Origin of the sequence: Paramicrobacterium humi (genome assembly GCF_900105715.1) — a bacterium.
Taxonomy (GTDB): Bacteria; Actinomycetota; Actinomycetes; order Actinomycetales; family Microbacteriaceae; genus Paramicrobacterium; species Paramicrobacterium humi.
In genome coordinates this window covers 1,038,931-1,064,149 of sequence record NZ_FNRY01000001.1, presented here as the reverse complement: position 1 = coordinate 1,064,149, position 25,219 = coordinate 1,038,931, and the positions used below count along the sequence as shown (strand labels likewise).

Annotated in this window: 23 protein-coding genes and 1 pseudogene; 18 read left to right on the top strand and 6 right to left on the bottom strand. The window is 61.3% G+C overall.

The features are described from left to right. Positions 1-33: 33 nt before the first annotated feature. A complete protein-coding gene (locus BLV49_RS05390; protein ID WP_091180955.1) occupies positions 34-1,245 on the bottom strand; it encodes a CaiB/BaiF CoA transferase family protein in 1,212 nt (403 codons plus the stop codon). Positions 1,246-1,366: 121 nt separating this feature from the next. On the opposite strand from BLV49_RS05390, the gene BLV49_RS05385 reads away from it, so the two are divergent. The 3 genes from BLV49_RS05385 to BLV49_RS05375 all read left to right on the top strand — a co-directional run bounded on the left by BLV49_RS05385 (position 1,367) and on the right by BLV49_RS05375 (position 4,787). Further along, positions 1,367-2,413 carry a LacI family DNA-binding transcriptional regulator gene (locus BLV49_RS05385; protein ID WP_176980729.1) on the top strand — a complete coding sequence of 349 codons (1,047 nt, stop codon included), beginning with the start codon at positions 1,367-1,369 and terminating at the stop codon, positions 2,411-2,413. 81 nt (positions 2,414-2,494) lie between these two features. After that, positions 2,495-3,604 carry an ABC transporter substrate-binding protein gene (locus BLV49_RS05380; protein WP_091180951.1) on the top strand — a complete coding sequence of 370 codons (1,110 nt, stop codon included), beginning with the start codon at positions 2,495-2,497 and terminating at the stop codon, positions 3,602-3,604. Between the two features lie 10 nt (positions 3,605-3,614). Then, positions 3,615-4,787 (top strand): fumarylacetoacetate hydrolase family protein, encoded by a 1,173-nt coding sequence (locus BLV49_RS05375; RefSeq protein ID WP_091186820.1) that lies wholly within the window; start codon positions 3,615-3,617, stop codon positions 4,785-4,787. Between the two features lie 28 nt (positions 4,788-4,815). Here the strand turns inward: BLV49_RS05375 and BLV49_RS17310 are convergent, their stop codons facing one another. Next, a complete protein-coding gene (locus tag BLV49_RS17310; protein WP_281245311.1) occupies positions 4,816-5,079 on the bottom strand; it encodes a sugar phosphate isomerase family in 264 nt (87 codons plus the stop codon). Positions 5,080-5,242: 163 nt separating this feature from the next. Here BLV49_RS17310 and BLV49_RS05370 point away from each other — a divergent pair, with 163 nt between their 5' ends. After that, positions 5,243-6,211 (top strand): hypothetical protein, encoded by a 969-nt coding sequence (locus BLV49_RS05370; protein ID WP_218132596.1) that lies wholly within the window; start codon positions 5,243-5,245, stop codon positions 6,209-6,211. A gap of 2,192 nt (positions 6,212-8,403) precedes the next feature. Here BLV49_RS05370 and BLV49_RS05365 read toward each other — a convergent pair. Together BLV49_RS05365 and BLV49_RS05360 are read right to left on the bottom strand one after the other, a co-directional pair. Beyond that, positions 8,404-10,041: a DNA primase family protein gene (locus BLV49_RS05365; RefSeq protein ID WP_091180948.1), complete on the bottom strand. Its 1,638-nt coding sequence runs from the start codon at positions 10,039-10,041 to the stop codon at positions 8,404-8,406. Positions 10,042-10,227: 186 nt separating this feature from the next. Beyond that, the gene (locus BLV49_RS05360; RefSeq protein ID WP_176980728.1) at positions 10,228-10,425 is read right to left on the bottom strand and encodes a helix-turn-helix domain-containing protein; all 198 of its coding nucleotides are present in this window, start codon (positions 10,423-10,425) and stop codon (positions 10,228-10,230) included. A 142-nt stretch (positions 10,426-10,567) separates the two neighbouring features. Between BLV49_RS05360 and BLV49_RS05355 the strand changes: the two genes are divergently transcribed. Genes BLV49_RS05355 through BLV49_RS05345 form a run of 3 tightly spaced genes read left to right on the top strand, consistent with a single transcriptional unit; the run spans position 10,568 to position 12,583 of the window. Continuing rightward, complete coding sequence (locus BLV49_RS05355) at positions 10,568-11,029, top strand: hypothetical protein (protein ID WP_091180940.1); 462 nt, start codon at positions 10,568-10,570, stop codon at positions 11,027-11,029. Beyond that, positions 11,026-12,132, top strand: coding sequence for a tyrosine-type recombinase/integrase (locus BLV49_RS05350; RefSeq protein WP_091180936.1), 1,107 nt, complete (start codon positions 11,026-11,028; stop codon positions 12,130-12,132). The genes BLV49_RS05355 and BLV49_RS05350 overlap by 4 nt, the downstream gene beginning before the upstream one ends. Before the next feature lie 49 nt (positions 12,133-12,181). Beyond that, positions 12,182-12,583, top strand: a complete 402-nt coding sequence (locus BLV49_RS05345; RefSeq protein WP_245723724.1) for a hypothetical protein — start codon at positions 12,182-12,184, stop codon at positions 12,581-12,583. Between the two features lie 19 nt (positions 12,584-12,602). Here the strand turns inward: BLV49_RS05345 and BLV49_RS05340 are convergent. Beyond that, positions 12,603-12,894, bottom strand: a pseudogene (locus tag BLV49_RS05340) (transposase); the annotation flags it as partial. Positions 12,895-12,949: 55 nt separating this feature from the next. After that, on the bottom strand, positions 12,950-13,939 hold the full coding sequence (locus BLV49_RS05335) for a LacI family DNA-binding transcriptional regulator (protein ID WP_091180933.1): 990 nt from the start codon (positions 13,937-13,939) through the stop codon (positions 12,950-12,952). 118 nt (positions 13,940-14,057) lie between these two features. On the opposite strand from BLV49_RS05335, the gene BLV49_RS16850 reads away from it, so the two are divergent. From BLV49_RS16850 to BLV49_RS05285, 11 genes are all read left to right on the top strand, one after another. Next, positions 14,058-14,213, top strand: a complete 156-nt coding sequence (locus BLV49_RS16850) for a hypothetical protein (RefSeq protein WP_176980727.1) — start codon at positions 14,058-14,060, stop codon at positions 14,211-14,213. A 166-nt stretch (positions 14,214-14,379) separates the two neighbouring features. Further along, positions 14,380-15,561 carry a M24 family metallopeptidase gene (locus BLV49_RS05330; protein WP_176980726.1) on the top strand — a complete coding sequence of 394 codons (1,182 nt, stop codon included), beginning with the start codon at positions 14,380-14,382 and terminating at the stop codon, positions 15,559-15,561. Positions 15,562-15,563: 2 nt separating this feature from the next. Continuing rightward, on the top strand, positions 15,564-16,352 hold the full coding sequence (locus tag BLV49_RS05325) for an SDR family NAD(P)-dependent oxidoreductase (protein WP_091180928.1): 789 nt from the start codon (positions 15,564-15,566) through the stop codon (positions 16,350-16,352). 28 nt (positions 16,353-16,380) lie between these two features. Then, positions 16,381-17,745, top strand: coding sequence for an ABC transporter substrate-binding protein (locus BLV49_RS05320; RefSeq protein WP_176980725.1), 1,365 nt, complete (start codon positions 16,381-16,383; stop codon positions 17,743-17,745). 71 nt (positions 17,746-17,816) lie between these two features. Then, a complete protein-coding gene (locus BLV49_RS05315; protein WP_091180921.1) occupies positions 17,817-18,608 on the top strand; it encodes an ABC transporter permease in 792 nt (263 codons plus the stop codon). A 62-nt stretch (positions 18,609-18,670) separates the two neighbouring features. Further along, positions 18,671-19,447, top strand: a complete 777-nt coding sequence (locus BLV49_RS05310) for an ABC transporter ATP-binding protein (protein WP_176980724.1) — start codon at positions 18,671-18,673, stop codon at positions 19,445-19,447. A 92-nt stretch (positions 19,448-19,539) separates the two neighbouring features. Beyond that, positions 19,540-20,310, top strand: a complete 771-nt coding sequence (locus BLV49_RS05305; protein WP_176980723.1) for an ABC transporter permease — start codon at positions 19,540-19,542, stop codon at positions 20,308-20,310. Between the two features lie 26 nt (positions 20,311-20,336). After that, complete coding sequence (locus tag BLV49_RS05300) at positions 20,337-21,302, top strand: polysaccharide deacetylase family protein (RefSeq protein ID WP_245723542.1); 966 nt, start codon at positions 20,337-20,339, stop codon at positions 21,300-21,302. Then, positions 21,295-22,479, top strand: a complete 1,185-nt coding sequence (locus tag BLV49_RS05295; protein ID WP_176980722.1) for an amidohydrolase — start codon at positions 21,295-21,297, stop codon at positions 22,477-22,479. The genes BLV49_RS05300 and BLV49_RS05295 overlap by 8 nt, the downstream gene beginning before the upstream one ends. Before the next feature lie 66 nt (positions 22,480-22,545). Beyond that, positions 22,546-24,009, top strand: a complete 1,464-nt coding sequence (locus BLV49_RS05290) for an aldehyde dehydrogenase (NADP(+)) (protein WP_091180906.1) — start codon at positions 22,546-22,548, stop codon at positions 24,007-24,009. Further along, entirely contained in the window at positions 24,006-25,202 is a 1,197-nt protein-coding gene (locus BLV49_RS05285) for a fumarylacetoacetate hydrolase family protein (protein ID WP_091180902.1), read from the top strand. Before BLV49_RS05290 ends, BLV49_RS05285 begins: the two co-directional genes overlap by 4 nt. Positions 25,203-25,219: the final 17 nt, after the last annotated feature.

Sequence of the window (25,219 nt, the reverse complement as noted above, 5' to 3'; positions counted from 1 at the left end):
TGCTCCTTTGCGATTGTGGATGATAGTCGGGATCTATGCGGATGCCGGTTGCAGGACGGTGCTCTGGTGGACGGCGCCGGCCGCGACGAGCTCGGCGATCTGCGCGGCGTCGAGCCCCAGCTCGGCGAGCAGCTCCTCGCTGTGCTGGCCCGCGAGCGGCGCCGGGCGGGTGACCTCCTGGGTGGAGGCGCTGAGCCGGAAGTTGAACCCCGGCGTCTTCACCCGGCCCTCGGTGGGATGCTCGTACTCCACGAAGGAGTTGTTGTGCGCGACCTGCGGGTCCTGCATCAGTCCGTCGTAGTCGTACACTGGGCCCACCCAGGCGCCGGCGTCGCCGAGCGCTGTCAGCCAGTGCTCCGTGGAGTTCTTGGCCAGCCCCTCAGTCACCAGCCGCGAGATCTCGTCCTTCTTCTCGAAGCCGTCGCGCTCCACGTCATACTGCAGGAACCGGTCGTCGTCTAAGACGGATGCCAGCAGTGGGGCGTCCGCGAACGACAGGGCGATGTAACCGTCGCTGGTCGGGAAGACGCCGTAGGGTGCACGGATGTAGGAGTGCGCGTGGATCTCCTCGGCGGGCATCTGCGGGATCCCGCCGACGGTGTGCACCGAGATCTCCTGCATCTGCGCGGCGATGATCGCGTCGAGCATGTTCACCTCGACCAGCTGCCCTTCGCCGGTGCGGAGACGGTGGATGATCGCGGCGAGCGTCCCCTCGAATGCGGAGTACGCGGCGAACGCGTCGACGAGGAAAAACGGCGCGGGACGAGGGGCCTCGCCCTCGCGGCCGGCGGAGTACAGCGCGCCGCTCATCGCCTGCAGGATGACGTCCTGCCCCGGCTTGGTCGCGTACGGTCCGCTGCCGCCGTAGCCGGACATGCTCACGTAGATCAGCCGCGGATTGATCTTGCGCAGGGTCTCGTAGTCGACGCCCAGCCGCTCGGCGACGCCGGTCCTGTAGTTCTGCAGGAAGACGTCGGCGGTCTCGACGAGCTTGTGGATCACCTCGCGGGCGGAGTCGTTCTTCAAGTCGAGGGCGATGGACCTCTTGTTGCGGTTGAGAGAGAGGAATGAGGCGTTCACCTGGTTCCCCCGCGCTCCTCCTGCCGCGGCGTGCCGCTGCCACTCGCCCGCGAGGGGCTCGACCTTGACGACGTCGGCACCGAGGTCCGCGAGCTTCTGGGCCGCGAACGGTCCCGACATGGCGATCGACACGTCCAGGACGCGCATGCCTTCCAGCGTCTTCATTACTCACTCCTTTGTCAGCGCTAACGGGAACGCTGCCGGAAACATTAGCACGGGCCCTCCGGCAGCCACCACCCATCCGCTGTTACGCTCGATCCGACCGCGCAACAGAAGGGCGGGTACCATGACCACCCCCGACGGAGCTCCGCGCCGGCGACGCATATCGACCAAGCGCGTGACGCTTGCCGACGTCGCGCGGGCGGCCGATGTGTCTGCGCAGACGGTGTCGCGGGCGATGCGCAATCACCCGGACATCTCCGACGAGACGCGGCGTCACGTACAGGAGACCGTGCGGCGGATCGGCTACGTCCCGAACCTCATGGCCAGCAACCTGGCATCCAATGTGAGCCGGCTCGTCGCGACGATCGTCCCGTCGATCTCCACTTCGGTTTTCGCCGACACCGTGTCCGCCGCATCCCGGGTGCTCGAGCCCGCCGGCTACCAGATGATCCTGGGGGTGACTGAGTACTCCTCCGTCCACGAGGAGCACCTGATCGAAAAGCTCCTGGGCCGCCGCCCCGACGGCATCCTGATGGTCGGCACGAAGCACACCGCGGCCGCATCCCGCATGCTGCGCGCCGCTGGGGTCCCCGTCGTCGAGACCTGGGGCTGGACGAAGCGCCCGGTGGGCAGCCTGGTCGGTTACGCGAACGACGACGCCATGCACGCCCTGGCGCAGGAAGTCCTGAGCGCGGGCTACCGGAACCCGGTGTTCATCGGGTCCGCCTCCGACGGTGATGAGCGCGCGCGCGCGCGCCATGCCGGCTTCACCCGCGCGATGCGCGAGGCCTTCCCCGAGCGAGAACCGCGATTCGTCGACACCGAGGGACGCTCGCTCACACTGCAGTCGGGCGACGAGATGCTCACCAGGGCACGCGAGCGCCACCCCGATGCCGATGTCGCGATGTTCGCCACCGACATCCTCGCTTGCGGGGCCGTGCTCGGCGCGGCGCGGCGCGGGCTGCGCATCCCGGAGGACATCGCCATCACCGGCTTCGGTGACTTCGAGCTGGCGACAGCGATGGATCCCGCGCTGAGCACGGTGACCATCCGGTCGGACCGCATTGGCACAGAATCCGCGGAGATCCTGCTCGCCCAGATGCGGTCGGAGACCACCGGGACCCAGAAAGTGGACCTCGGCTACGAGGTCGTCCTCCGCGGCACGACCTGAGATCGGACGGGGGATTCCGGCGACGCGGTTTGCACGATTTCCCCATGAGCGATACCGTTAGCGCTAACGAAGGAGTTCGCCATGATCTACCGCGGCCTGACCTGGGACCACCCTCGCGGCCTGATGCCGCTGATCGCGGCCGCCGACCGGCTCGCCGCGGCGACGGGGATCGAGATCCGCTGGGACGTGCAGCCGCTGGAGGGCTTCGAAGCCGCACCGATCGTGGAGATCGCCGAGGAGTACGACCTGATCGTGCTGGATCACCCGCACCTCGGTGAGGCCGTGCAGACCGGCTCCCTGCAGCCAATCGACCAGGTCCTCGGCGGCGCATCCAAGGAGCTCGATCCGTCGGCCTTCGTCGGGCCCTCGGTGCGCTCCTACCAGTTCGAGGGCCGGCTGTGGGCGCTACCGCTCGATGCGGCCACCCAGGTGTCGGCGGTCCGCGCCGACCTCGGACCGATGCCGGACACCTGGACGGATGCCGTGGCCGCGTCGTCGGCGCTTCGCACGATGCTCTGCCTCGGCGGGCCCCACGGCATCCTCATGGCACTGTCGATCGCACTGGCCGAAGGTGCCGAGCCCGACGAGCGCGGCGCGGTGCCCCTGGATCGCCTGCGCGACGCCCTTGAGCTCATCGGAGAGCTCGCCGCGAAGAGCCTGCCCGTGATCGACGTCAATCCGATCCGCGTGCTCGATCGCATGGCCGCCGGCGAAGTCGATTACTGCCCTCTCCTGTACCAGTACGTGAACTACGCGCTGCCGGGAGCGGGCCACCGCGTGCGCTTCTCGGGTGCCCCGCGCGGGGGCGCTGGGGTGCGCGGCTCGGTCATCGGCGGGACGGGCCTGGCGGTCTCCCGCCGATGCGAGCCGTCGCCCGAGCTGATCGATCATCTGTGCTGGCTCGTCTCGCCATCCGCACAGACCCGCTTCATCCCCCGCCACGAAGGGCAGCCGGCCAGGAGCTCGGCGTGGACGGATGACGGGCTCAACGACTCGTCGCTCGACTTCTACCGCGGCACCCTGCCGACCATTGAGCAGTCGTGGGTGCGACCGTGCCATGTCGGCTTCCCTCGCCTGCAGAATGTCCTCTCCGCACACGTGCGTGCGGTCGCCCGGCGCGAGGCACGCGCGGCAGAGGCCGCCGCGACCATCATCCGCACACTCGAGAAAGACGGCACGAATGCGCACTGAGCCGCTCCCCTTGCCCGCCCCATCCACCGCCCTGCCCCGCGACGCGGCATCCGCCATCCTGGTCGGACGTGTCTGGCGCCCTGAGCTCTCCGGCCCGAGCGTCGTCGTGATCCGCGAAGGGCGGGCCGTCGACATCTCGTCCCATCACGCGACCATGACGGACCTCGTCGAGCACGTCGCCGGCGGAGGATCGGTCTCTGACCTCTCCGGCGAGGACATCGGATCCGTCGACGACCTCGTCCGAAACGCCGACCCCTCCGCGCGCGACGAATCGCTCCCCCGGGTACTCTCTCCCATCGATCTGCAGGCCATCAAAGCGGCCGGGGTGACCTTCGCTGTGTCGATGCTCGAGCGCGTGATCGAGGAGCGGGCCGGAGGCTCCGCAGAGCATGCGGACGGCATCCGCGCGAAGGTGACGGAGGCGCTCGGCGGCTCGCTGGACTCTCTCGTCCCGGGTTCGGATGCCGCGGAGGAGCTGAAGTCGGTGCTCCGGCGCGAGGGGCTGTGGAGCCAGTACCTTGAGGTCGGGATCGGTCGTGACGCCGAGATCTTCACCAAGGCGCAGACGCTGTCATCCGTCGGCACCGGCGAGACCGCCGGCGTATACTCCCGTTCGACGTGGAACAACCCGGAGCCCGAGGTCGCGGTGATCGTCTCGTCCGGAGGGACGGTGGTCGGTGCGACGCTCGCGAACGACGTCAACCTGCGTGACTTCGAGGGCCGCTCCGCGCTGCTACTCTCCAAGGCTAAGGACAACAACGCCTCCGCGGTGATCGGCCCGTTCATCCGCCTCGTCGACGACGGCTACACGGTCGCCGACATCGCCGAGACCGAGGTCTCGCTGACCGTGCGCGGCGCCGAGGGCTTCGAGCTGCAGGGCTCCTCGTCGCAGGCCGCGTCCAGCCGCACCATCGACGCCCTCCTCTCGCAGCTGATCGGTGCGCACCACCAGTATCCGGACGGCGCGGTGCTGCTCCTGGGTACTATGTTCGCGCCGACGCAGGATCGATCCGAGCCCGGACTGGGGTTCACGCATCGCATCGGCGACGCGGTGACCATCTCCAGCCCGCGGCTCGGCACGCTGGCCAATCGCGTCGGCCATTCCGAGGACTGCGCGCCGTGGACCTTCGGCGTGTCGGAGCTGATGCGGAACCTGGCCGCTCGCGGGCTGCTCGGAGCCTGACCGTCCTCAGCCCCCAGCCCCGTGACGATCACCTGCACGTGCGCCTTGGCGAGCGCGGCGGCGATCGCGGGGGCTTGCGGTCGGTGACCAGCACGTCGATGTCCCGGAAGCTTCCGAGGCGAACGAGGTCGTTGTAGCCCATCTTGCTGGTGGCGGCGACGAGGACAACACGATCGGATGCGGCCATGATCCCTCGCTTCGCGGAGAGTTCGAGATCCCGGAGGCGATCACGACTTCGAAGCCGATCAAGTGTGTCGCCGATTCCTGGTGCGGGTAACGAGACACTTCGCAAGTGGTTGATCAGGTACCGCGAGGAACACGGCGGGACTTGAGGAAGAACTTATGGCGCCTGAGCGGGCCCGGTTGAGGGAGCTCGAGTGGGAGGGACACGAGCTGCGGGCAGAGACGGCGTTCTTAAGAATGCCCAGCACTTACTTCCCGAGGGAGCAGCGGTAGTGAGCAAATACGAATACATCGACTCCCAGCGCAACGGTCCGGCGAACACGAACCCGGTGGTGAAGATGTGCCGCTGGTTGGCCGTGTCGACATCAGGCTTGGGACCGCTGAGGAAGAGCCCGATCGCATTTTTCTGCCGCGCCGACGTCATGTTGAGTGCTACGGCGAACGACCATTTTGTGGTCGACGATTTCAACTCTTGCCTCGGGTTGTTCGTCGAGGGTGAAGATTTGCCGCGCAAGTTCCATTCGTTCGCGGCTTTGCGCAACACTGTCAAGGAAGAGGACTTCCAATGGGGAGCGCGGGTGTCCGTCGGCCTCGACCAGCTCATCAATGACTTCGAGCTCGATTCGCTCGCCTACTATCATCGGGGCCTCAACGGCGAACAACACGAGCGGCTGGGTGCCGGGATGATTCTTGGCGCATCGCTGCTCACCGCGAGGGGAATCCCGACGAGCGGAGAATACGAATTGAGGACAACCGTCGCGCAACTAGTCACTCAAGTAATCGGAGCCGGCGGCTCGTTCTGTGAAATCCAAGCGCTGAACTTCGAAGACGGTGTCGTGGAAATGGGCCACGATGGGCCCGCGCATCTCGCCATGTCATCACAGGATCCACTGCTCCGAGGACTCGGGGTGTATCACGGCAAACGCGGGTGGGGCGTAAGCGTCGAGTTCGACGTCAAGCACGGCCCCGTTACTCTCCTCGGACTAGGTCAAGACCGAGACGGAAGCCTGTGCTTCGTCGCTTCCGAAGGCGCAGTCGTAGCCGGTCCATTGCTCCAGATCGGAAACACAACAAGCCGCGTCGACTTCGGTAGAGACCCTGGAGAATGGGTCGACCAATGGGCAGCTACCGGCGTCGGTCACCACTGGTCACTCTCCATTGGACACCGAAGGGACGACTACCGCGCAGCAGCCTCACTACTCGGCATTCCCTTCCGCACCGTCGACGAAGGCACTAACTAACAGGGTCGGTAGGGCGCGTACGTCGAGCGACGCCGCCTCAGCATAAGGCTTCGATCGCAGTTCTTGAAGGAAAGACTGAACATGCAGAAAGGAAGTCGATATTTTCGAATGCGGGAAGGGCTAAGCCATCTGAGCATCGACATCATGGCGAGCTGGGAGGCTCGAGGCGGTGGAGGCCGACGAGGAGACCGTCAAACTGATTTCAGAGTTCGTCGACGGGAAGATCGCCAGGGAGGATCTCGCCACCACCGCTAGGCGCATCAAGCGATGAAGACGGCCAGCGGATTTGTGGCCGCTTCCCGGCCCCAGGCTGTCCATTTGCTGACCATCCACTGACCGTAATCTGGTCATCCGCTGACCATTGGCTGTCCAGGCACTGCCTTTATCGGGAAGCGGGCGGCTTTCGGAAGAAAACTCGCCATTGTGGCCGGGTTGTGACCACATTATGGTCCTCATCGGGACATCTTCCGCCCACCGTGGGCGGCGGATGGTCACCTCCCGGACACTGTGCCGCTTGCGCGACGCAAATCCGGCTTGTCGCGTCCAACCGAAGCGGGAAGTGTGCGACTCCAGGTGGCGAAGGTCGTTGGCGAAGCGGGAAGCCGATTCAACTCGGGGACTGGGCTCTACTCCACATTGAGAATCGACGAGTCCACGGCCGCCATGTCTTATTTGCTCGGCCGGCATTTCGTCTTGTGGAGCGACGTTGTCGATCCCGATTGCCGCTCACCCGAGTAGCTCGCGGGGACGGTGCAAACTCCGCCGCTGGAGGAAAAAGCTGGCCCCGCATCCATGTCTTCTTCTCGGCAGAACTAACAGGATGGGAAGTTTTGAACCTGCGCTCGATAGGTTCGGACAGGACTGGTACCTCGGTGCCACGAGAGCGAAAACTCTGGTACCAGCCAAACCGCGACTTTCCGCGGGAAAAGGACGTCTCTGGTACCAGTCCACCCATTGGTACCAGCCGATTTCGGGCTGGTACCCACTCGAGTGGTACCAGCATTCTGGAGAACAATGAGGTCTCCGCGATGCTGCGACCAGCGCTGTTGCAGTGCAATGGCAACCGCGCTGCCCGCGGCCGCGTCGGGGACGAATGAGCATGATGCAATGGGCGTCAACGCGCGCTCCCTCGCTTCGCTCGATGCTTGGGCCCACGGTGCCACTTCGTTCTGAACCGTGGGCCCAAGCAAACCCCGACTTTCCAACGGAAAAGGATGGCGATGGGCCCACACCACCCGTTGGGCCCTTCGGGTTCTGGTGTGGGCCCAAGAGTGTTGGGCCCATCCTTTTCCGCTGATACATCAGCAAATCTGACCTCGTTTCTCCGCTGAAGCTCCGAAACGAGGGAGAAAGGAAAAGGGCATAAGAGAGCGTGGCACCGGGCTGCGTTTCCTGCCTCGCTTCGCTCGTTGGAAACTTGCCCGCTGGTCGGCGCAGCCGACGCGCTTTCGGGCGTCCTGCCGACTTCGCTCCGCTCCGTCCTTGTACGCCCTCACCCTCGACGCTGACGCTCCTCGGGCTCTTACTGCGGAGCTGCGCTCCTTGCCCTGGGACGACTCGCTGGCCGTCCCAGGGTGCCTCCGACGATGCCGATCCTCCGCTCCGCTTCACCTCGGACACCGTCGGCTGACCGAGCACGGAAGTCATCCGCTCTCTGCTGTCGTCGATTCTTCGGCGGCTACCGTATCTCGACTCGGACACTTGATCATCACAGCAGTGTCGACAAGATCCCGTTAATAGTTCGCGGAATGATTTAGCGAATGATTTTGCAGGGTAAGCGCATCCTGGGCGCCTGTTGAGCAATCCAAAATTCCGTCGTGATGCAGTTGTGCAATTCCGGGTCATAACTCTCCAAGCGCGCCCGCGTAACTAGGTCTGGTTCCTGAACTTCACAATTGCATGATGTCGCGTTTGGTCGTGCAAGTCTGCTCCTGAGCATTTGCTTGACGACGGGAGCCGGTGGACGGCCGCACGCGGTGTGTGCGCCGCATCGAATGTGAGAGTGGGGATGACAGGTCGGCAGCAGCGCGGCCCAATTCTCGACTCACCACCGACAAGGTGTTCGCAACTCGAACTCGGGGGCATGAATGAGAAAGTCCCGTCCAACCGACAGGCAGAACGGGACTTCACTCGAACTGACGTTGCACACGCATCCATGCCATCGATGGACTGGACTGGACTGCGTGCGTCCGTCAGCCGGTATATGAAGGAGCGGGCGGAGACTTCCACATTTCTTCCGTAAGGTAATCGGTATTTCGCGCTGTAGCCGTGGCAGCGTTGGCGGGATAGCCCGGTTCCTCCTGCGGTTCGGAACCGGAGCGCTCCGAGGCGGCCGGTTGCTGGATGACAACGACACCGCCTGTCCTCTCGATCGCCAGTCCTTCGCGCACCATCCCACGGCTCTTCTTCACAGCGGGGAGCCCTAGTTTGTCAAGTGCGCGACCAAAGTCGGTACGTCCCAGACGATGCTCGCGAAAGATTCCGTCAGCGATCGCCCATTCGGTGTAAGCATCATGCAGCTCCTTGGTTGTGTCACCACCGTTCTTCGGGTTCTCGTCGCAGACGGCCTCGATGAAGCGACTGACATTGTCCTGTTTGGCGGCATAGTCGTTTGTTGCCACCTTCACGGCATCCGGCTCGCTGAGCCCGTGCTCCCAGTAGTCGCGCAATCCCTGCACCGCCCAGGTGACGATCCCATGAACCTCTACCTGCAGCTTTGCGGTCAGCTGGGGATCTCGCTTCTCTGGAGCGATGAAGATGTCGAACGGGATTACCCGCACGCGCTCCCACACCGCCGGGTCGTCTGCGGGGAGGGTTGGCAGGTGGTTAGTGACCAGAAGGATCAACCACGAAGCGATGAAGGTGATGGGATCCTTGTAAAGGCCCCGCGCCGTGACCGGATCGCCGCCCGTCAAGCTCTTGAGGAGAGCTGAGGCGATGCGTGCCATCTTCTCGGTCTCGGACAAGGCCACGAATCGAGCTCCTCGTAGGTCGAACAGTGCTGGGCTCGCGCCGTTGGCGTTGCCTTTGGTTTGTTCGAACAGCGTCGACGGCGCGAAGTGCGCGTAGTCGCCGATCGCATACCCTAACGTCTCGTAGGTGACTCCCTTGCCGTTTCGGCCGGTCCCCGTCGCGATAACCAGGATGTGCTCGAGTTGCTTGCCGACGAGTGCGACACCCAGTACGCGCTGCAGGTAAGCCCTCACATCAGCATCAGGCAAGATCTGCTTGAGGAACGCTTCCCATTGATCACACGAAGCCGAACGATCGTAGGAGCCGCGTGTGACCTTGGTGAGACGGTCTGCGGGATCGTGAGGATACAGCTCGAAAGTCTTTAGATTAAGTGACCCCGAGGGCGTGTTCAAAATGTAGGGGTCGGCATCAAGTTCCGCGGCTTTCACCGCGATACCCGGAAGGCTGGCGGCGAGCCCGAGTACCCCCTTCGCTCCGCTTGCTGTCTGCGACTTCACCAGGTCGTTGTACAGCTCCTTGTCGGCGATCGCGTCGGAAGCGAGTCGGCGGATTGTCTTCATGACTGCATTGGTTGCGGCTTTGTCCCCCTCGTCGACCACCCAGCGCGATCCCTCATATTGGAACCAACCGAGACCGGTGACATGCATAAGGCTCATCTGCGCGTCTGCCGCGAGCTCGTAGGCAATGCGCATGTGCTGCCGATGGTTTTTTGCTTGCTGACGGAGCCAGATCCCTTGCCACTCCAGGTCGAGCGTATCGGTGGCTTGGATAGAAGAGGTGTCGTCCTCATCGACAGGGAAGTGCTGTTGTTGGAACTTCAAGTCTTCGCTTGGTTCGGCGTCTGCTGGTAAAGTCATCGATAGGTTCTTTCAGTCATTCGGCGAGCTGCAACTCGTCGGCTGGAGACGGTTCTCATGTGAAACGCCTCGGCGAATGCCGGGGCGTTTCGTTTGGTCTTGCCCCTCGCGGGGCGGCTGCGTGACCTCACACGGGTTCGAGCTGCTGCTCGATCCAGAGGTCGACATCGGCTTGGCGCCCGGTGCTCAGGAGGCCATCAGGTCTCGGGGGCGGTTTTCGCGGCTCACCAGCCACGCGGTGAAGTCCTCTGGATCGATGCGCCATCGGGCCGACTTTCCGTAGGAGCCGACATTCATCGCCCGGATCTCCCCTTTCGCAATGAGTTGTCTTATCCACCACTCGGTGAGCCCGGTCAGCTCCGCGGCGTCCTTGACGGTGAGCAAGGCGCACTCTCTCTTAAGTTGTCGCAAGTGTGTCGTAATTGGCATGCCACCACGCTATTACACATTGGTAGCACTGGTAGCAAATGTGTGGCAATCTGTATTAGGCAACTCCGCGACCAATTTTGAGCGAAGGGAAGAACTTATGGCGGTGCACGATTTCACGTCCAATGACGAGCAGCGATCAGGAGGGGAACGGAGCGTCAATCCACCCGCGGAGTCGCTCCTCCTCAATGCGGCATATAAGAAGTCGGGCCTAACCGCCGCCGATTTGGCGGCAGCCACTGGCATCAGCGTTGGGGCAATCCGTATCGCGCTCTCGGGCCTTCGATATCGAGACGGGCAGCCAAAGGCGACAGTCCCGCCTGATCAGACTCTCGCTCGATTGGCGTCCGCGCTGGGGATTGTGCCGTCAGTCCTTCAAAGTATTGGCAGGGAGAGAGCGGCGGAACTCCTGGGCGAGGCCAAGAGCACCGCTATCGCCCCTGACCTTGACGCCACCGCGGCCATCGCTGCACGAGAGGCTCTGACCCGTCAGGTCCTCGCGGTGTTCTCCACCGACGAGTTGCGTGCCGAAATCAACCGCCGAACCGGGTCCGAAGGATGACCGTTCACGACCTCTGGAAAGACCTCTCCAAGAGCGAGATCGCGCAGCGCCGGCAGGCGGGACGCGACCGTTGGCAGCGACGCTGGCGCGAAGGTACCGGACGGGCGGCGCAGCAGCGAAAGCAGTCGTACAAGGAGCATCAGAAGGCGCAGGCGTATCTCGACGACGCGAACCACATGCAGAACCCTCGGGCTCAGCGCATTCGCCGCGAGTCAATCACAGTCGGTACTCTGCTTGACCGTCATCTTGCAGCCAAAGCAGACCGCGCGCCCAAGACCGTGGAGGCCGATCACCATCACGCTGCCGGCGTGCGGCGCCAGTTCGGTGATCGCCACGCCTCGACCATCGACACAACTGAGATTGAGGTGTGGTCTCAACGAGGTGACATCGCTCGGTCCAGTCGTAAGAAGCAACTCGAGATCTTCCGGGCTTCCATCAAGCGTGGTATTCGCGACAAGTTGATCGATCACGACCCCACAGAGGGGATCGTTGTGCCGCTGGGGCACAAAGAGCTACCTCACTGGTCTTCAGCCGAACTAATGGCGGTGATCGAAGCGGCAGCCAACGAGCGCGAGAAAGCCCTCCTCGCGGTGCTCGGCTTGATGGGCGTGCGTGCCGGCGAAGCGCGTTCGCTCCTCGTGGGCGACTACAGCGACGGGCGACTCAGCGTTACAACGTCCGGCGTTGACAGCGACACCACTAAGACGCGAGCGGGAAGGCGTACCCTGCCCGTCCCCGGGTTCGTGGTGCCACTTCTCGAGCGGCAGGTCGGCGACCGACCGAAGTCTGAGTGGCTTTTCCCCAGCCCGCGGCTCGCAGGGCAAGCGATCGGAAAGGGCTATGTCTCGGATACCGTCACTCGAGCGGTTGCCCGGGCAAACAAGAACCGCGAAGACCCGATCGAGCGGATCAATGTCCATGGACTACGGCACACATTCGCCGCCATGGCTTTGTCGGAGGCCGGCGCGGACTTGCTCTCCGTGTCCCGCGCAATGGGACACGCACGTCCGTCGATCACATTGGACCGTTACGGCCACCTCGCGCCGGCAGGTCTCGCTCCGCTGATGGACAAGATCGACCAGTTGGCGGTTGTGCAATCCTAGGGTGCTTCGGTGCGGCTTCTCGCGCCGTCCGCAGTGGGAAGATCGGGTCATGGATATCCTCGCACTAGTCATCTCGGCCCTGTCGCTGATCGTCGCCGGCGTCGGGACGTTCCAGGCGAACAAGCGTGCGAAGGAGGCTGTGGGTGAGGCGCGGAGGGCTGCAGCCGATGCACGGTGGTTTGGTGTTCAGGAGGCCGTGCAGCGTCTCGTTGGATTTGACCCTACGGCTGAGCCGGTAGGAGAGCGGCTGGCGAACCTGCGCATCGGGATGATCTCTCTCGTGGATCACCTGGATGACTGGGACGGCCTCGACGCTTGGCTGGACGCCGAACGAACACTTGGCGCGCCGTACGCTCGGCAGGTGATAGAGATTGCCGGGCCCGGCGACACGGTCGAGCAGCACATGACCAACCTCGAGCCCCTGATGACGTGGGCTCAAGCGCTAAGCTAAAATCTCCGGCGTTTCTGGCCCATCGTCCCCTGCCCTGCCCGATCGGGTCCAGGGCGCGAGTCATGAGATAGGCATTTCAGTGCAGAGACATCGTTCGGGAACTCTCCTCGTGCTCTCACTGCTCGACGATATCGTGCGTACAGGGAACTCGATCGCGTTGGTGGAGCAGATCACACGCAGGATCTCGGTGTCCCAATCGAGGAACGGCGTGAACTCGTTCCATGCGTGGTTCCGAAGTGTCAGGATCGCGGGGTATTGGTCTCCCATCTGTCAGCGAACTCATCGAACCGTGCTCGAGCTGCAGCCTCGGTCAAGCCGGCCCAGATACACCGTTCAATCCACAGTCCCTTCACACACGAAGAAAATCTAGGGGCGGCGGGCGGAACTGGATTCGCGTATGCGGAGAACCATCGGAAGCGAGTGCGTCTGCGCCCGCTCGCCGTTGTGTCCCCGCCGTAATTGGCGGAGCCCCTCGGTGACGATCTCCTGAACAGGCTGAACGACAGTGGTGAGCTTCGGCCTGAGCCATGCGCCTACGCCGATTCCATCGAACCCGATAATCGAGAGGTCGTCGGGAATCCGCACGCCATTCTGCTCAGCGGCGGATATGATCCCCACGGCCACAATGTCGCTTGACACGACAAGAGCGGTTGGGCGCGGATCGAGTCGCAGTACGTAGGTGAGCACGCTCGCTCCGAACGACTCGCTGTATGGTCCGCGGAAGATCAACTCATCATCAGGTGTATGCCCGTGAGAGCTGAGTGCCTCGCTGAATCCGCGCAATCGCTCGCGGGCCGACTCCAGGTCTTCGGGACCGCCGATGTGCGCGATGCGCTCGTGATTGAGGCTCAACAGATAGTTCGTCGCCTGATACGCGCCGCTGAAGTTGTCGGCGCCAACGAAAGGTAGCGAGTGCTTCCCCTTCAGCACCACAGGTTCGTCGAGCACGACAACCGGCGTTCTTTCGGCAACAGTTATGAGGGAGGGGTTTGTGCGGTTCATGCCCACATAAAGAATTCCGTGGAGCTCGGGCAGTGTCGAGAGCGACGTGAGGAGCTGCTGCTCTCGACTCGATATCCCGCCCGAGACAGCGACGAATGGGTCGAGACCCTGCTCCGCGCTGGTGCGCGACACCACGTCGGCGAGATCGGCGAAGTACGGGTTGGAAAGGTCGGGGACGATGAGAGCGACGCGTGACTCCCGGCCCTTCTGCCGCTTAGGGGAGTACCCGAGTTCATCCATGGCGGCATGGATCTGTGTCGCGGTCTCCGACGTGACATGCAGCTCACCCTTGACATAGCGGGACACCGTTGAGAGCGAAACACCGGCTTTGCGGGCGACTGCCGACAGGGTCATGACATGTTCCTTCGTTGATCGGCTCTTAAGCCTTGCGTGAAGTCCATTTCCAGCTTAGCATAGGACGCGCAAGGGTTTGCGCAAAACGTGCGCAAGATCGATACGAAACGGAGGTTCAATGGCAAAGCTGCTGCTTGCGAGCGTCCTGGATGAGCTTGGTAGTCGGAATGGGGACGAGTGGTTCTGCGTGCGAAACCAGACCCGCATGCATCACGTTTCGAGCGCGCTTCTGGCGGGTCTCGCCGGGCTTGACCCGCACAGCTACCTCGACTAGGGTGTCCGCAGTGCAAGCAGATCGTCTTGCATAGCAGAATAATAGGTGCGTACGCACAACGAATCTGGATCTATCGCTCCTCATCGACGAGGTATTTCGCGTCAACGATGAGGTCGCGTGGAATTGAAACAAAATTTGTCATTCTGACAAGCGAATTGGAGACAGTGTGGTTACTCATCGCTTCACCTCGGATCAAGAGCGAGAACGTCGTATGGACGCGGTCCGCTCGGAGATGAAGGAAAATGGTCTTGATGCCTTGGTAGTGGCCGGGGCTCCTGACATTAGGTTCCGGGGCCGGATTTTCTACCTAACTGATTACTGGCAACTCCTGGCCGACTCCCATGTGGTCATCACGATGGACGAGGGGCCCATTTACGTCGGAAATCTTGTTTGGGGCCTGTCTCAGGCGAAGCAGAGCGACTGGATTACCGAGTTCCGGATATCTGGTAAGCCCGGTATCGAGGTTGCTGATGTGCTGAGCAAGCGGGGGCTGGACAAGGCGCGGGTGGGCTTGGTCGGCCTCTCGGATGGCGCCTTCGCCCACCAGCACGTGGAAGATCTGCGTAAGAGCCTTTCCGGCGTGAACCTGGTGGATGCAACGGAAATGTTCGAACGAGTGCGCCAGGTCAACAGCGAGGAAGAGTTGGCCAATCTCGGGAAGGCGTCGGCTACTCGCCGCTCAGTTTTCGACGAGCTGCGCAAGTATATTCGTCCAGGCGCGACCGAGCGTGAAGTTGCCGCCCAAGGACACCGCATTTCACGGGAGCATGGCCTGCGGGACCCGATGGTCCTGGTCTGGTCTACCCCCTTCATTGGCGCAACAAGCTTCGGCGAGCCGCGGCCAATCGGCAAGGACTCTGTCGTCACCGTCTGGATCGAGTCGCCGGACGAGAACGGCTACTGGCTGGAATACCGGGAGTGCTATAGCTTCGGTCCGCCAACCAGCGAGTATACGGACTACTGGCAGCTTTACACCTCGGCTCTAAATGCCGGCCTGGACAAGCTGCGACCGGGCAACATGGCCAGCGAGTTTGCAATTGCTGTGCAGGAAGTCATGGCAACCGGTGGGTACAAGGTCGACTTCCCCGACCCCGGCTACCAGCATCAGCAGTACTCCCTGCATGGCATCGGATCTGATGCCATTCAGGGTGTCTGGACACCCGGCCAAGACCGGGGCCTGGCCCACAACGAAATGGTCAACGTCCATCCTGTGATCGTCCAACAGACGCCGGAGCTTGTTGCCAAGTTCGACGTCTTCGGTGTGACCGACAACGTCCTGGTCACTCCCGAGGGTGGCAAATGGGCTACCCACGACCAGAACATCACTCGCGGATTCACGGAGCTGTGAAAATGACTGAACGACTCAACGGCAAGACCGCAGTAATCACCGGTGCCTCAACTGGAATCGGACGGGCCATCGCGCTTCGCTTCGCTGCGGAAGGTGCAGCAGTCGTAGTGAACGACGTGAGCGAGACTCCGCTATGGGGTGGAACCGAGCCCACAGCGGAGGCGATCGCTGCTGGAGGCGGCCAGGCGACGTTCGTCAAGGGCGACGTTTCAGTTGCGGCTGACGTCGATCGCCTTTTCGATGAAGCGAAGAAGGTATACGGCAGTGTCGACATTGTCGTGAACAATGCGGCGATCTTCGATGCCACCAGCGTGTTGGAGACGACTGAGGAGTCCTGGGACCGGTTGATGGATATCAACCTCAAGGGACAGTTCTTCGTGGCCAAACGCGCCATCAAGGAAATGATGGAACAGGAACCCGTTAACGAGGTACGCGGCCGGCTGATCAACGTCAGTTCCCAGCACGGGATGGTAGGACCGCCAGATTTCTTTGCCTACGCGGTGGCTAAGGGCGGAACTGTGAACATGACTCGCCAGCTCGCAGTTGATTACGGCAAGCACGGCATCATCGTGAATGCACTGGCACCGGGGCGAATTCTGGTCCGCCACGAATCCGACGAGATTGCCGCGGCCGAAGATGACACGATCGCTTATTCGCAGTCGCGCACTCCGTTCCACCGCCTCGGTCGTCCCGATGATCTAACCGGTCCAGCGGTTTTCCTTGCCTCCGAGGATTGCACCTATGTATCCGGGCAAAACCTTCTAGTCGATGGTGGCTGGATGGCGTATTAGTACGCCGAATAAGACTAAGGAAAAAGAGATGAAGAAATATCACAGCCACCGTCGATCAGGCCTTGCTCGTCTCGGCATAACAGCGATCGGAGCGGGCCTAGCATTGACTCTGGCAGCTTGTAGCGGGGTAGAGGACGGCAGTGCCAATGCCGGGGTGAGCGAAGACAATGAGCTCCTTGAGAAGTACGACGTAGCCATACCTACAACGGACTTGAAGATGGGGCTAATGCCCTATGGGGACCACATGTCGATGGTCATCGCGTACGAAAACAATTGGTTCGAAGAGGCCGGGATCCAGGTCGACGACAAGCGGGCAACGTTCGATCTGGACCAACTACAGGGCTTGATGATCAACCGCACCTTCGACATCGCCACAAACTACATCCCGGACCAGCTACGGAACGCGCAGGGCTCACCAGACGTGAATTTCCTCGGGATCGTCGACATCACCAGCGGAACCGGTGTACTCGCTGCACCTGACTCAAACCTGAAAACGATCGAGAGCGAGCTCGAAGCTGGAGCCTCCTGGGACGACGCCGTAGCCACCGTGATGAACCAAATGGTCGGAAAGCGGTTCGGTATGGAGGACGTTGGAGCACACCGTGGCTTCATTGACACGGTGATGGATGAGGGCGGCATTTCCTTCGACGATCTGGGCGAGTTCCAGACCTCCAAGGATCCCCAACTGGTGCTAATGGCACGAGGCGACAAGCTCGACTTCGTGCTCCCGCAGGGCGGCGCGATTGAAGCGAAGCTGATTACCGAGGGCTGGTACCCGATCATTCAGCAGCATGATCTGATCGAAAACCTGCCCGCAGGTAGTCCCGAGGCGATCTCTGGGGTTGGAAACGTCGGGTTGTCTATCAACGAAAAATTCTACGAGGAGAATCCTGATGCCGCCTTGCGCATCGCCGGTGTCATGTTCCGAACTATCGACGCCGTGATCGAAGATGTCAACAGCGACACCACTGACAATGTTTCGCTAGTGGCACCGGTGCTGTCAGCTACTACCTCCGTGGAGATCACGCCGGAAGAGGTCTTGTCAATCTACCGTGATGTCGGCCCATTTATCTCCTTTGAGGATCAGGCCGACGTGTGGGCGAATGAGGATTCCCCGCTGTACTACAAGACCGTATACAACCTCCAAATCGAACGAGCTCGTGAAGCCGGCGTGATCACTGATCCGGATCTGGCGGCAGAAGACCTCGCCGGCATTGCCGAAGAGGTGTATATCGAAATGTCGAGGCTCAAGTCGGAATACGAGGAACTTGTAAAAGAGGCGGGCGACCTCACCGGTGAGCAGAAGGAACTGGCCGAGATCGCAGCGAAACATTACGAGAACCGTAATTACCTCGATGCACAGCGCATTTTGTCAGCTGCTCTGAACAGTTAGCGAACACCCACGGTGTGAGGGGCGGCATAGCTGTACCGTCCCTCACACTTGGACAGAGATTAGGAGCTAGAATGCGCTTCAAGTCGTGGGCCCTCACCCTATGTTATGGTCTCGCAGGAATCCTCGTATTGGTGGCCGTGTGGAGCGTCCTTGCTGCCACCCATCCCGGTACTGCGAGATTCCCTTCACTGCTATTCATCGCCGAAACCATCGATGAGAATCTGTGGAACTCGGCAGCGATTGCGTACGCTTCGTTTGGGACAGGTGGAATAGTCTCTAACGTCCTATCGACAGCCGTAAACGTCTTAATCGCTGTTGCTGTCGGCCTAGTGGTTGGTTATGCGGTGGGCATAGCACTCGTTAGATCGAGACGTCTTGCCAACCTTTCCAGCCTCAGCATCGCGCTGTTAGGCACGCTTCCAGTTTTGGTTCTACATCCCTTCCTCACCCTCTGGTTCGGCGTCTCTCAGATCGCGATGGGCGGAATGGTGGTTTTCTACACCATTCTCACCATCATCGAAGCAGTACGCTCCTCGACCGCACGCGCTCAGGACCGTTGGGGTGACTATTCCGCCTCGCTAGGTCTCTCCGGGCCAGGATTCATCACCTCCGTACTGGTACCGGCGAGCTTGCCCGCCACACTCGGCACCGCGCGTGCGGCAGTAGCTTTCGGGTGGGGATTTCAGGCCCTAGCCGAGGTTCTAGGTGGAGCTAGCGGAGCTGGCAGGCTTGTTCGAACGTTTGCCGATGCGACAAACACAGCGGGCGTTATCGGAGTACTGATCTGCCTCGGGATAGTCGCCCTGATAACCGATGCGGTCATCGCTGCTTTGGGTAAATGGGCCGTGAGGTGGAACGAATAATGATCGGATCGACACGAGTAACCGTGAAGTCAACATCAGACGACACCCGGACGGGATCTTTCATGGAGTCTACAGATATAGTTCCAGCGCTTGAAATAGTCAACGTAAGTAAGGAGTTCCGGCTCGAATCTGGAGAGGTGGTGATGGGTGCCCGGAACCAGAACCTCCGCATCGAAAGTGGTGAGTTCGTCTGTGTGATCGGACCTTCCGGGCACGGTAAGTCGACGCTGCTGAACATGATCGCCGGATTCACTAGCCCCACCGCCGGCAGTATTCAGGTCGCAGGGCGCCCGGTCACCAAACCCGGGCCAGACCGAGGCGTGGTGTTCCAACGCGATACGCTTTTCCTCTGGAAGCGTGTCGATGAGAACATCGAGTTTGGTCTCAAAGCTCAAGGAGTTCCCAAAGCGGAGCGAACCAAGATTGTCTCGGAGCTCCTCAAAGTCACCGGTCTGCAAGCCTTCGCCAAAGCCTGGCCTAAGCAGCTCTCTGGTGGTATGCGTCGCCGGGTAGCGATCGCTGCAGTCTTGGCTAACAAACCAGATGTGCTGCTCATGGATGAGCCGTTCGCTGGATTGGATTACCTGCGCCTTTCGCAGATGCACAGCTTCTTGCTAGACCTGTGGCAGGAAAGTGGTCACCGCGCCGTCGTCATGGTCACACATGACGTGGATGAGGCCATCAGCTTGGCGGACCGCGTCGTCTTGGTGAAGAACGGTACGATCGCGCTGAACAAACGAGTCGATCTGCCTCGTCCCAGAACCGCTTCAGACATCACCGGCGATCAGGCGAACGAGTTAAGAGCAGAGCTGCTGCGCGCGTTCGAGAGCGAGAACTGATGTTGCAAAAGAGTACTCAGACGCGTCGGGTTCCGTCGCCTACTCGCTCTTTCACGCTGTGGTGGGGTCTCCTGGGGCTCGCGTGCCTGATAGTGATCTGGCAGCTTCTGTCCATCATTCTCGGTGTATCGCAAGCAGGGGTTAAGCGAGTGCCAGGTCTGCAAGACATCATCGGTGCGATGATTCAATTCTCCGGCTACTGGCCAGGCGGCTTGGGTGCCGGAGATGTGACTCGGGGAGCCGAACGCACGATCTGGGGCGCGGTACTCGGTGCCGCTTACAATAGCTGGTTCACCCTGGTTCGGGTTCTGGTGGGTTTCGCGTTTGGTGTCATTGCCGGTGTTGGCTTAGGGCTGTTAGTTAGCTGGTCGCAAGCCGCGCGGCGGCTCTTCGGGGCCTCGGCACATTTCTTGCGGATGATGCCACTATTGGCGATGATGCCGCTTTTCGGGCTTTGGTTCGCGCGCAGCGAAACGGGTACTTACGTGTTCGTAGCTTTCGCAGTCGCCGTCCTGCTCTTCGTCATCACCCTTTCGGCAGTAGATGGCGTTCCCGAATATTACGTGAACTACGCGATGAGCTTAGGCGCAAGCAAGTTGTCCGTCTATCGTTCGGTTATCATTCCGGCCGCGCTTCCGGAGATTCGTAATGGGCTGCTTCTGGCAGTCCCCTTCGCTTGGAGCGCTGTGTTGGCTGCTGAATTTATTGGTAAGCAATACGGCTTGGGTCGGATCCTCAACTACGCCCAGCTATATGCGGAAACGGACGTCATTGCCGCAACCGGTCTCGTCGTAGTCCTGCTAGCCGCTATTTCATTCTTCCTCGTGCGTCGGTATTTGAACTACCTGACGCGTTGGGTCTAACCATTCCCCATGGGGCATTCTGCCCCATGGCTGCGACACTCGAAATGATTCTGAAAGGCAGACGGTTGCAATTCTCGAACAATCAAAACAGTATTGGGCCGATACGAGATTATATTGGCTACGGCGGGCAGTCGCCCACAGTGCAATGGCCCAATGATGCGAAGCTCGCGATCAACTTCGTGATCAACTACGAGGAAGGATCGGAGTACTCCTTCCTTCAAGATGGCGAGAACGATAACTACGTCGAGGTCACCTACAACTTTCCCGAGAACATACGGGACCTGTCTCGTGAGAGCATGTATGAATATGGCAGCCGAGCGGGGATCTGGCGGCTGTTCCGAATCTTGGAGGAGTACGGCGTTCCGGCCACAATGTACGCCTGCGCACAGGCCTTCGAGGTGAACCCAGTCGTGGCCAAGCACGCGCGGAATGCAGGCTACGACCTTCTTTCTCATGGATTGCGGTGGACCGAGACCTGGCGGTATTCCCGTGAAGAGGAAAAACAGGCCATCGAGACTGCCATCGCCTCTTTCCAAGAGACGTGGGGGGAACGCCCAGAGGCCTGGTACTGCCGGTATGGGTCATCGGTCAATACCCGAGAACTGGTTGTCGAAGAGGGCGGCTTCGTTTACGACTCCGACTCCTACAATGATGACCTACCCTATTATGCAAACGTTGAAGGTCAGCCGCATCTGGTGATCCCATACTCGCTCACCTACAACGATATGCAGGGCACCAAATCTCCGGCAACCTTCGTGGACTACGTCAAGCGCGGGATCGACGAGCTCTGGCGCGAAGGGGACGCTGGTAACCCGAAGATGATGTCCATCGGGCTCCACCCGCGGCTGATGGGGCAGGCGGGCCGTGCCAACGCTCTTCGTGAGGTGATCGAGTACGCGTTGGATAAGGGCGATGTGTGGTTCGCCAGGCGGATGGATATCGCGAAGCATTGGCTCCGGGAACACCCGGCATCGGTCAGCAACAATGCCTGAACTGCTTGAGTCCCTGCGTGACAAGCTCGCAACATTAGAACCGGTACTTTTCGAGCTGAGCGATTACCTGCACCAGAATGTCGAAGAATCCGGCCAGGAGTACCGCAGCGTCGAGCGGCTCTGTTCGGTACTTACGGAATTCGACTTCACCGTAACAAAGGGTGTCGCGGGCCTGCCGACTGGATTCCGCGCCGAATCCGGTCCGCTGGATGCCACCGCGACCGTTGCCTTCCTTTGCGAATACGACGGGTTGCCCCCCTACGGGCAAAGCTGCGGACACAATGTTAGTTCCGCGTGTTCGATTGGGGCCGCATTACTGGTGGCCCCAATAGCTTCCCAGTACGGGCTACGGGTAGTGGTAGTCGGCACTCCTGCAGAGGAGGGGTTCGGCGGCAAGTACGTAATGGCGGACAACGGAATTTTCGATGACATCGATGTTGCACTCTTGGTCTACCCCGGGATGGCAGACATAGCTGCTTCGCGAACGTTATGCGCCAGATCAATAGAGGTGACCTTCACGGGGGCCGCCGCACATGGTGCCGCACACCCGGAGCTTGGCAGGAACGCACTGGACGCGTTTGTCTTGGGTTACACGGCCGTAGCAACTTTACGCCAGCACATACACCCGCAGGCCAAGGTTCACGGAGTGATCCGAGAAGGTGGTTCCCATCCTCAGATCGTGCCGGACCAGATCAGGGGAACCTTCGTGATGCGTGCACCGAACCCAGCAATCCTAGAGGAGCTCCAGCAGCGGGTCACGAATTGCTTCGTAGGGGCGGCAACTCAGACCAACACAGGTGTGACAGTTTCCCCAAGTGCCCGGACGTCCAAGTCAATCCTTCCCAATACGGCATTAGCGCAGGCTTATGAGAATGCATTGAAAATCATTGGCAGGGATGCGATGCCGCCAGATGAGTTGACGGGAGCTTGGTCCACGGACGCCGGTTACTTGAGCAGAAAGCTGCCGCTGTTACAGCCGCAGTTGGCGATGACAGCGAATGACGTCTCACCACACTCGCATGAGTTCCACGCTGCAAGTACCGGAAACCAAGCGCAGGAAGCGATTCGTGCGGGTAGCTTGGCCCTAGCCCTGACCGCCTTAGACATCGCTACTAAATCTGAGCTGGCCGAGCGAATCCGCCAGGAGTTCAGTTCGCGTAGGCAGGCGGAATGTTAGCTAGACGACGAGGCTTGGGCCCATCGGATGACCAACAGCACCAGAAAACAGTGAAGGCGAGGATCGATGTCGACCACAATCGAGCAGCTTGATCGGATAGTCCGAACCGCACACGAGGCATTCGCGGCGGCGCGCGACGTCGCACCGCGAACCCGGGCGAACTGGTTGGAAGCCATTGCAACCGCGCTTGAAGGCGCGGGCGATGAACTACTTGCCCTAGCGCATGAGGAAACGCACCTGCCGGAGGGGCGCCTGCGCGGAGAGCTGGCCCGTACTGTCTTCCAGATCCGATTATTTGCTGATGAGGTACTTCGCGGGGAGCCGCTGGATGCCACCATCGATCACGTTGATCCCAGTTGGGGTATGGGGCCGCGTCCGGATCTACGGCGGGTAAACTTTCCATTGGGCGTCGTAGGAGTTTTCGGCTCGTCTAATTTCCCCTTCGCCTTCAGCGTGATGGGTGGGGATTCGGTCTCAGGGTTGGCTGCTGGCTGCGGCGTCGTGCACAAGATTCACGATGCCCACGAGAAGTTAGGGCAACGAACTGCCGAGATTGTGATCCAGGCCCTGCAAGCGGCCGGCGCCCCGCGTGGACTGTTCGCTACTGTCATCGGCCGCCCTGCAGGGGAGGAGCTGGTAACCCATCGGCTGGTCCGGGCCATCGGCTTCACCGGTTCCACCCAGGTGGGACGACTGCTGCTCGACCGCGCTGCTGCGCGGCCAGAGCCGATTCCCTTCTATGGCGAACTGGCCAGCATCAACCCGGTCTTTGTTACCCAGCGGGCGTGGCAGGCTCGCAAGGAAGAGATTCTGCGCGAATACGTCGGCTCTTACACCCTAGGTATGGGGCAGTTCTGCACGAAACCAGGACTGTTGTTCGTGCCTCAGCTTGACATGGCTACTTCGCGGATCCTGCAGGCGGCGGTTGCCGCAGTGCAACCCGCGCAGATGTTGACCTCAGCCTTGGCAGGGGGATACCGCAAGGTGCGCGATGAGATGCGACACCGACCCAAGGTCGAAGTCCTGGTAGCAGGCGACGACGGTGACTCGCCGGCACCTACCTTGTTGACCACATCGGTCGCTGCGGTACTCGAAAACCGCGACATTCTGGCCGAGGAAATGTTCGGCCCAGCCAGCATTATCGTGCAGTACGACGACGAGTCCCAGCTGACGCAGGTCGCTGCCACATTGGACGGTCAACTTACCACCACCGTTCAGGCTGAGCCGGGGGAGCAACTCACCGAGTTGATCAGCGAACTACAAGCTCGCTCCGGTCGAGTAATCTGGAACGCCTGGCCCACCGGCGTCACCGTTACCTACGCCCAGCAGCACGGGGGGCCTTACCCCGCCACCACTGCTGCAGGAACCACCTCGGTGGGAACCGCAGCGGTACGCCGGTTTCTGCGGCCAGTTTCCTACCAGGGCTTCCCGGATGAGGCTCTGCCCCTGGCGCTGCAAGAGAACAACCCCTGGGGGATCATGCGGCGGGTGGACGGGGAGTGGCAGCATGCCTCCAAGGTGGCCAAGTGAACAGGCAAAGGACCGGCAACGCGCCCGCCAGCTCGCAGGTGCTGCCAGCAGATGCAGCCGCTGCCCTGCTGGTGGGGCGTGTCTGGGACGCCGCGACCGGTGGACCGCGCCCAGTGAGGGTCGACGGTGAAGACGTCTATGATCTGTTCCCGGTCGCCCCGACTGTCGCGGCACTGCTGGAACGACCCGATCCAGTAGCAGACCTACTGGCGGTCACTGGGAGCCCGCGCTGGCAGTTGAGTGAGCTGTTAGCGGCGACTTTTGCTGAGGACCAGCACCGTTCGCAGCTGCTCACGCCAGTCGATCTGCAGGTGGTCAAAGCGTGCGGAGTGACCTTCGTGGACAGTATGATCGAGCGGGTCATCGAGGAACGTTGCGCTGGGGATCCCACTCGTGCTGCCAGCATCCGACAGTCATTAACTACGGTGCTCAGCGCCGAAATCGGGGACATTGAGCCGGGCACGGTCGAGGCCGATCGAGTCAAGCATGTCCTCCTTAAGGAAGGTCTGTGGTCGCAGTATCTAGAGGTGGGTCTTGGGCCAGATCCGGAGGTGTTCACCAAGGCACCGGTACTTGCTTCGGTGGGAACCGGGGCTCGGATCGGCGTGGCGTCCTTCTCGGATTGGAACAATCCCGAGCCCGAGCTGGTGCTCATCGCGGACAGCCGGGGGCAGGCGCGTGGTTGCACGCTAGGCAATGACGTCAACCTCCGGGACGTGGAAGGCCGCAGCGCTCTGCTACTCGGCATGGCCAAGGACAACAACGCCTCAAGTGCCATCGGCCCTTTCATCCGACTCTTTCACGACTCTTTCGCGCTGGAAGACGCGCGCGAGGAACGGCTCCAGCTTCGGGTGACCGGCGCTGCCGACGGCTATGAGCTGGTGGGTGAGAATAACGTGGCGCGGCTCAGTCGTAGCTTTGAACGACTGTTGTCGGCGACTCACGGGGATCACCACCAGTATCCCGACGGTTTCGCGCTTTATACAGGAACTCTTTTCGCCCCCGTCCAGGACCGAGGTGCCCCGGGGGAGGGCTTCACCCACCGGCTCGGGGACCAGGTCAACATCAGCAGTGAGCACTTGGGCGCTTTGATTAACGAAGTCGGGGCAGCGGAGCAGCTGCCCCGCTGGGAGTTCGGGATCCGATCCTTGATGGACTATCTCCAGCAGGAGACAAGACGCGCGGAAGATTAACCGGGCGGCTGCGCAAT

What these genes read in the sequence shown, in the direction of transcription:
- BLV49_RS05320 (WP_176980725.1), top strand. Translation starts at nt 16,381, where the DNA reads ATGAAGAAATATCACAGCCACCGTCGATCAGGCCTTGCTCGTCTCGGC.
- BLV49_RS05365 (WP_091180948.1), bottom strand. Translation starts at nt 10,041, where the DNA reads ATGACTTTACCAGCAGACGCCGAACCAAGCGAAGACTTGAAGTTCCAA.
- BLV49_RS05295 (WP_176980722.1), top strand. Translation starts at nt 21,295, where the DNA reads ATGCCTGAACTGCTTGAGTCCCTGCGTGACAAGCTCGCAACATTAGAA.
- BLV49_RS05300 (WP_245723542.1), top strand. Translation starts at nt 20,337, where the DNA reads ATGGCTGCGACACTCGAAATGATTCTGAAAGGCAGACGGTTGCAATTC.
- BLV49_RS05385 (WP_176980729.1), top strand. Translation starts at nt 1,367, where the DNA reads ATGACCACCCCCGACGGAGCTCCGCGCCGGCGACGCATATCGACCAAG.
- BLV49_RS05315 (WP_091180921.1), top strand. Translation starts at nt 17,817, where the DNA reads ATGCGCTTCAAGTCGTGGGCCCTCACCCTATGTTATGGTCTCGCAGGA.
- BLV49_RS05310 (WP_176980724.1), top strand. Translation starts at nt 18,671, where the DNA reads ATGGAGTCTACAGATATAGTTCCAGCGCTTGAAATAGTCAACGTAAGT.
- BLV49_RS05325 (WP_091180928.1), top strand. Translation starts at nt 15,564, where the DNA reads ATGACTGAACGACTCAACGGCAAGACCGCAGTAATCACCGGTGCCTCA.
- BLV49_RS05290 (WP_091180906.1), top strand. Translation starts at nt 22,546, where the DNA reads ATGTCGACCACAATCGAGCAGCTTGATCGGATAGTCCGAACCGCACAC.
- BLV49_RS05350 (WP_091180936.1), top strand. Translation starts at nt 11,026, where the DNA reads ATGACCGTTCACGACCTCTGGAAAGACCTCTCCAAGAGCGAGATCGCG.
- BLV49_RS05380 (WP_091180951.1), top strand. Translation starts at nt 2,495, where the DNA reads ATGATCTACCGCGGCCTGACCTGGGACCACCCTCGCGGCCTGATGCCG.
- BLV49_RS16850 (WP_176980727.1), top strand. Translation starts at nt 14,058, where the DNA reads ATGGCAAAGCTGCTGCTTGCGAGCGTCCTGGATGAGCTTGGTAGTCGG.
- BLV49_RS05335 (WP_091180933.1), bottom strand. Translation starts at nt 13,939, where the DNA reads ATGACCCTGTCGGCAGTCGCCCGCAAAGCCGGTGTTTCGCTCTCAACG.
- BLV49_RS05390 (WP_091180955.1), bottom strand. Translation starts at nt 1,245, where the DNA reads ATGAAGACGCTGGAAGGCATGCGCGTCCTGGACGTGTCGATCGCCATG.
- BLV49_RS05355 (WP_091180940.1), top strand. Translation starts at nt 10,568, where the DNA reads ATGGCGGTGCACGATTTCACGTCCAATGACGAGCAGCGATCAGGAGGG.
- BLV49_RS05345 (WP_245723724.1), top strand. Translation starts at nt 12,182, where the DNA reads ATGGATATCCTCGCACTAGTCATCTCGGCCCTGTCGCTGATCGTCGCC.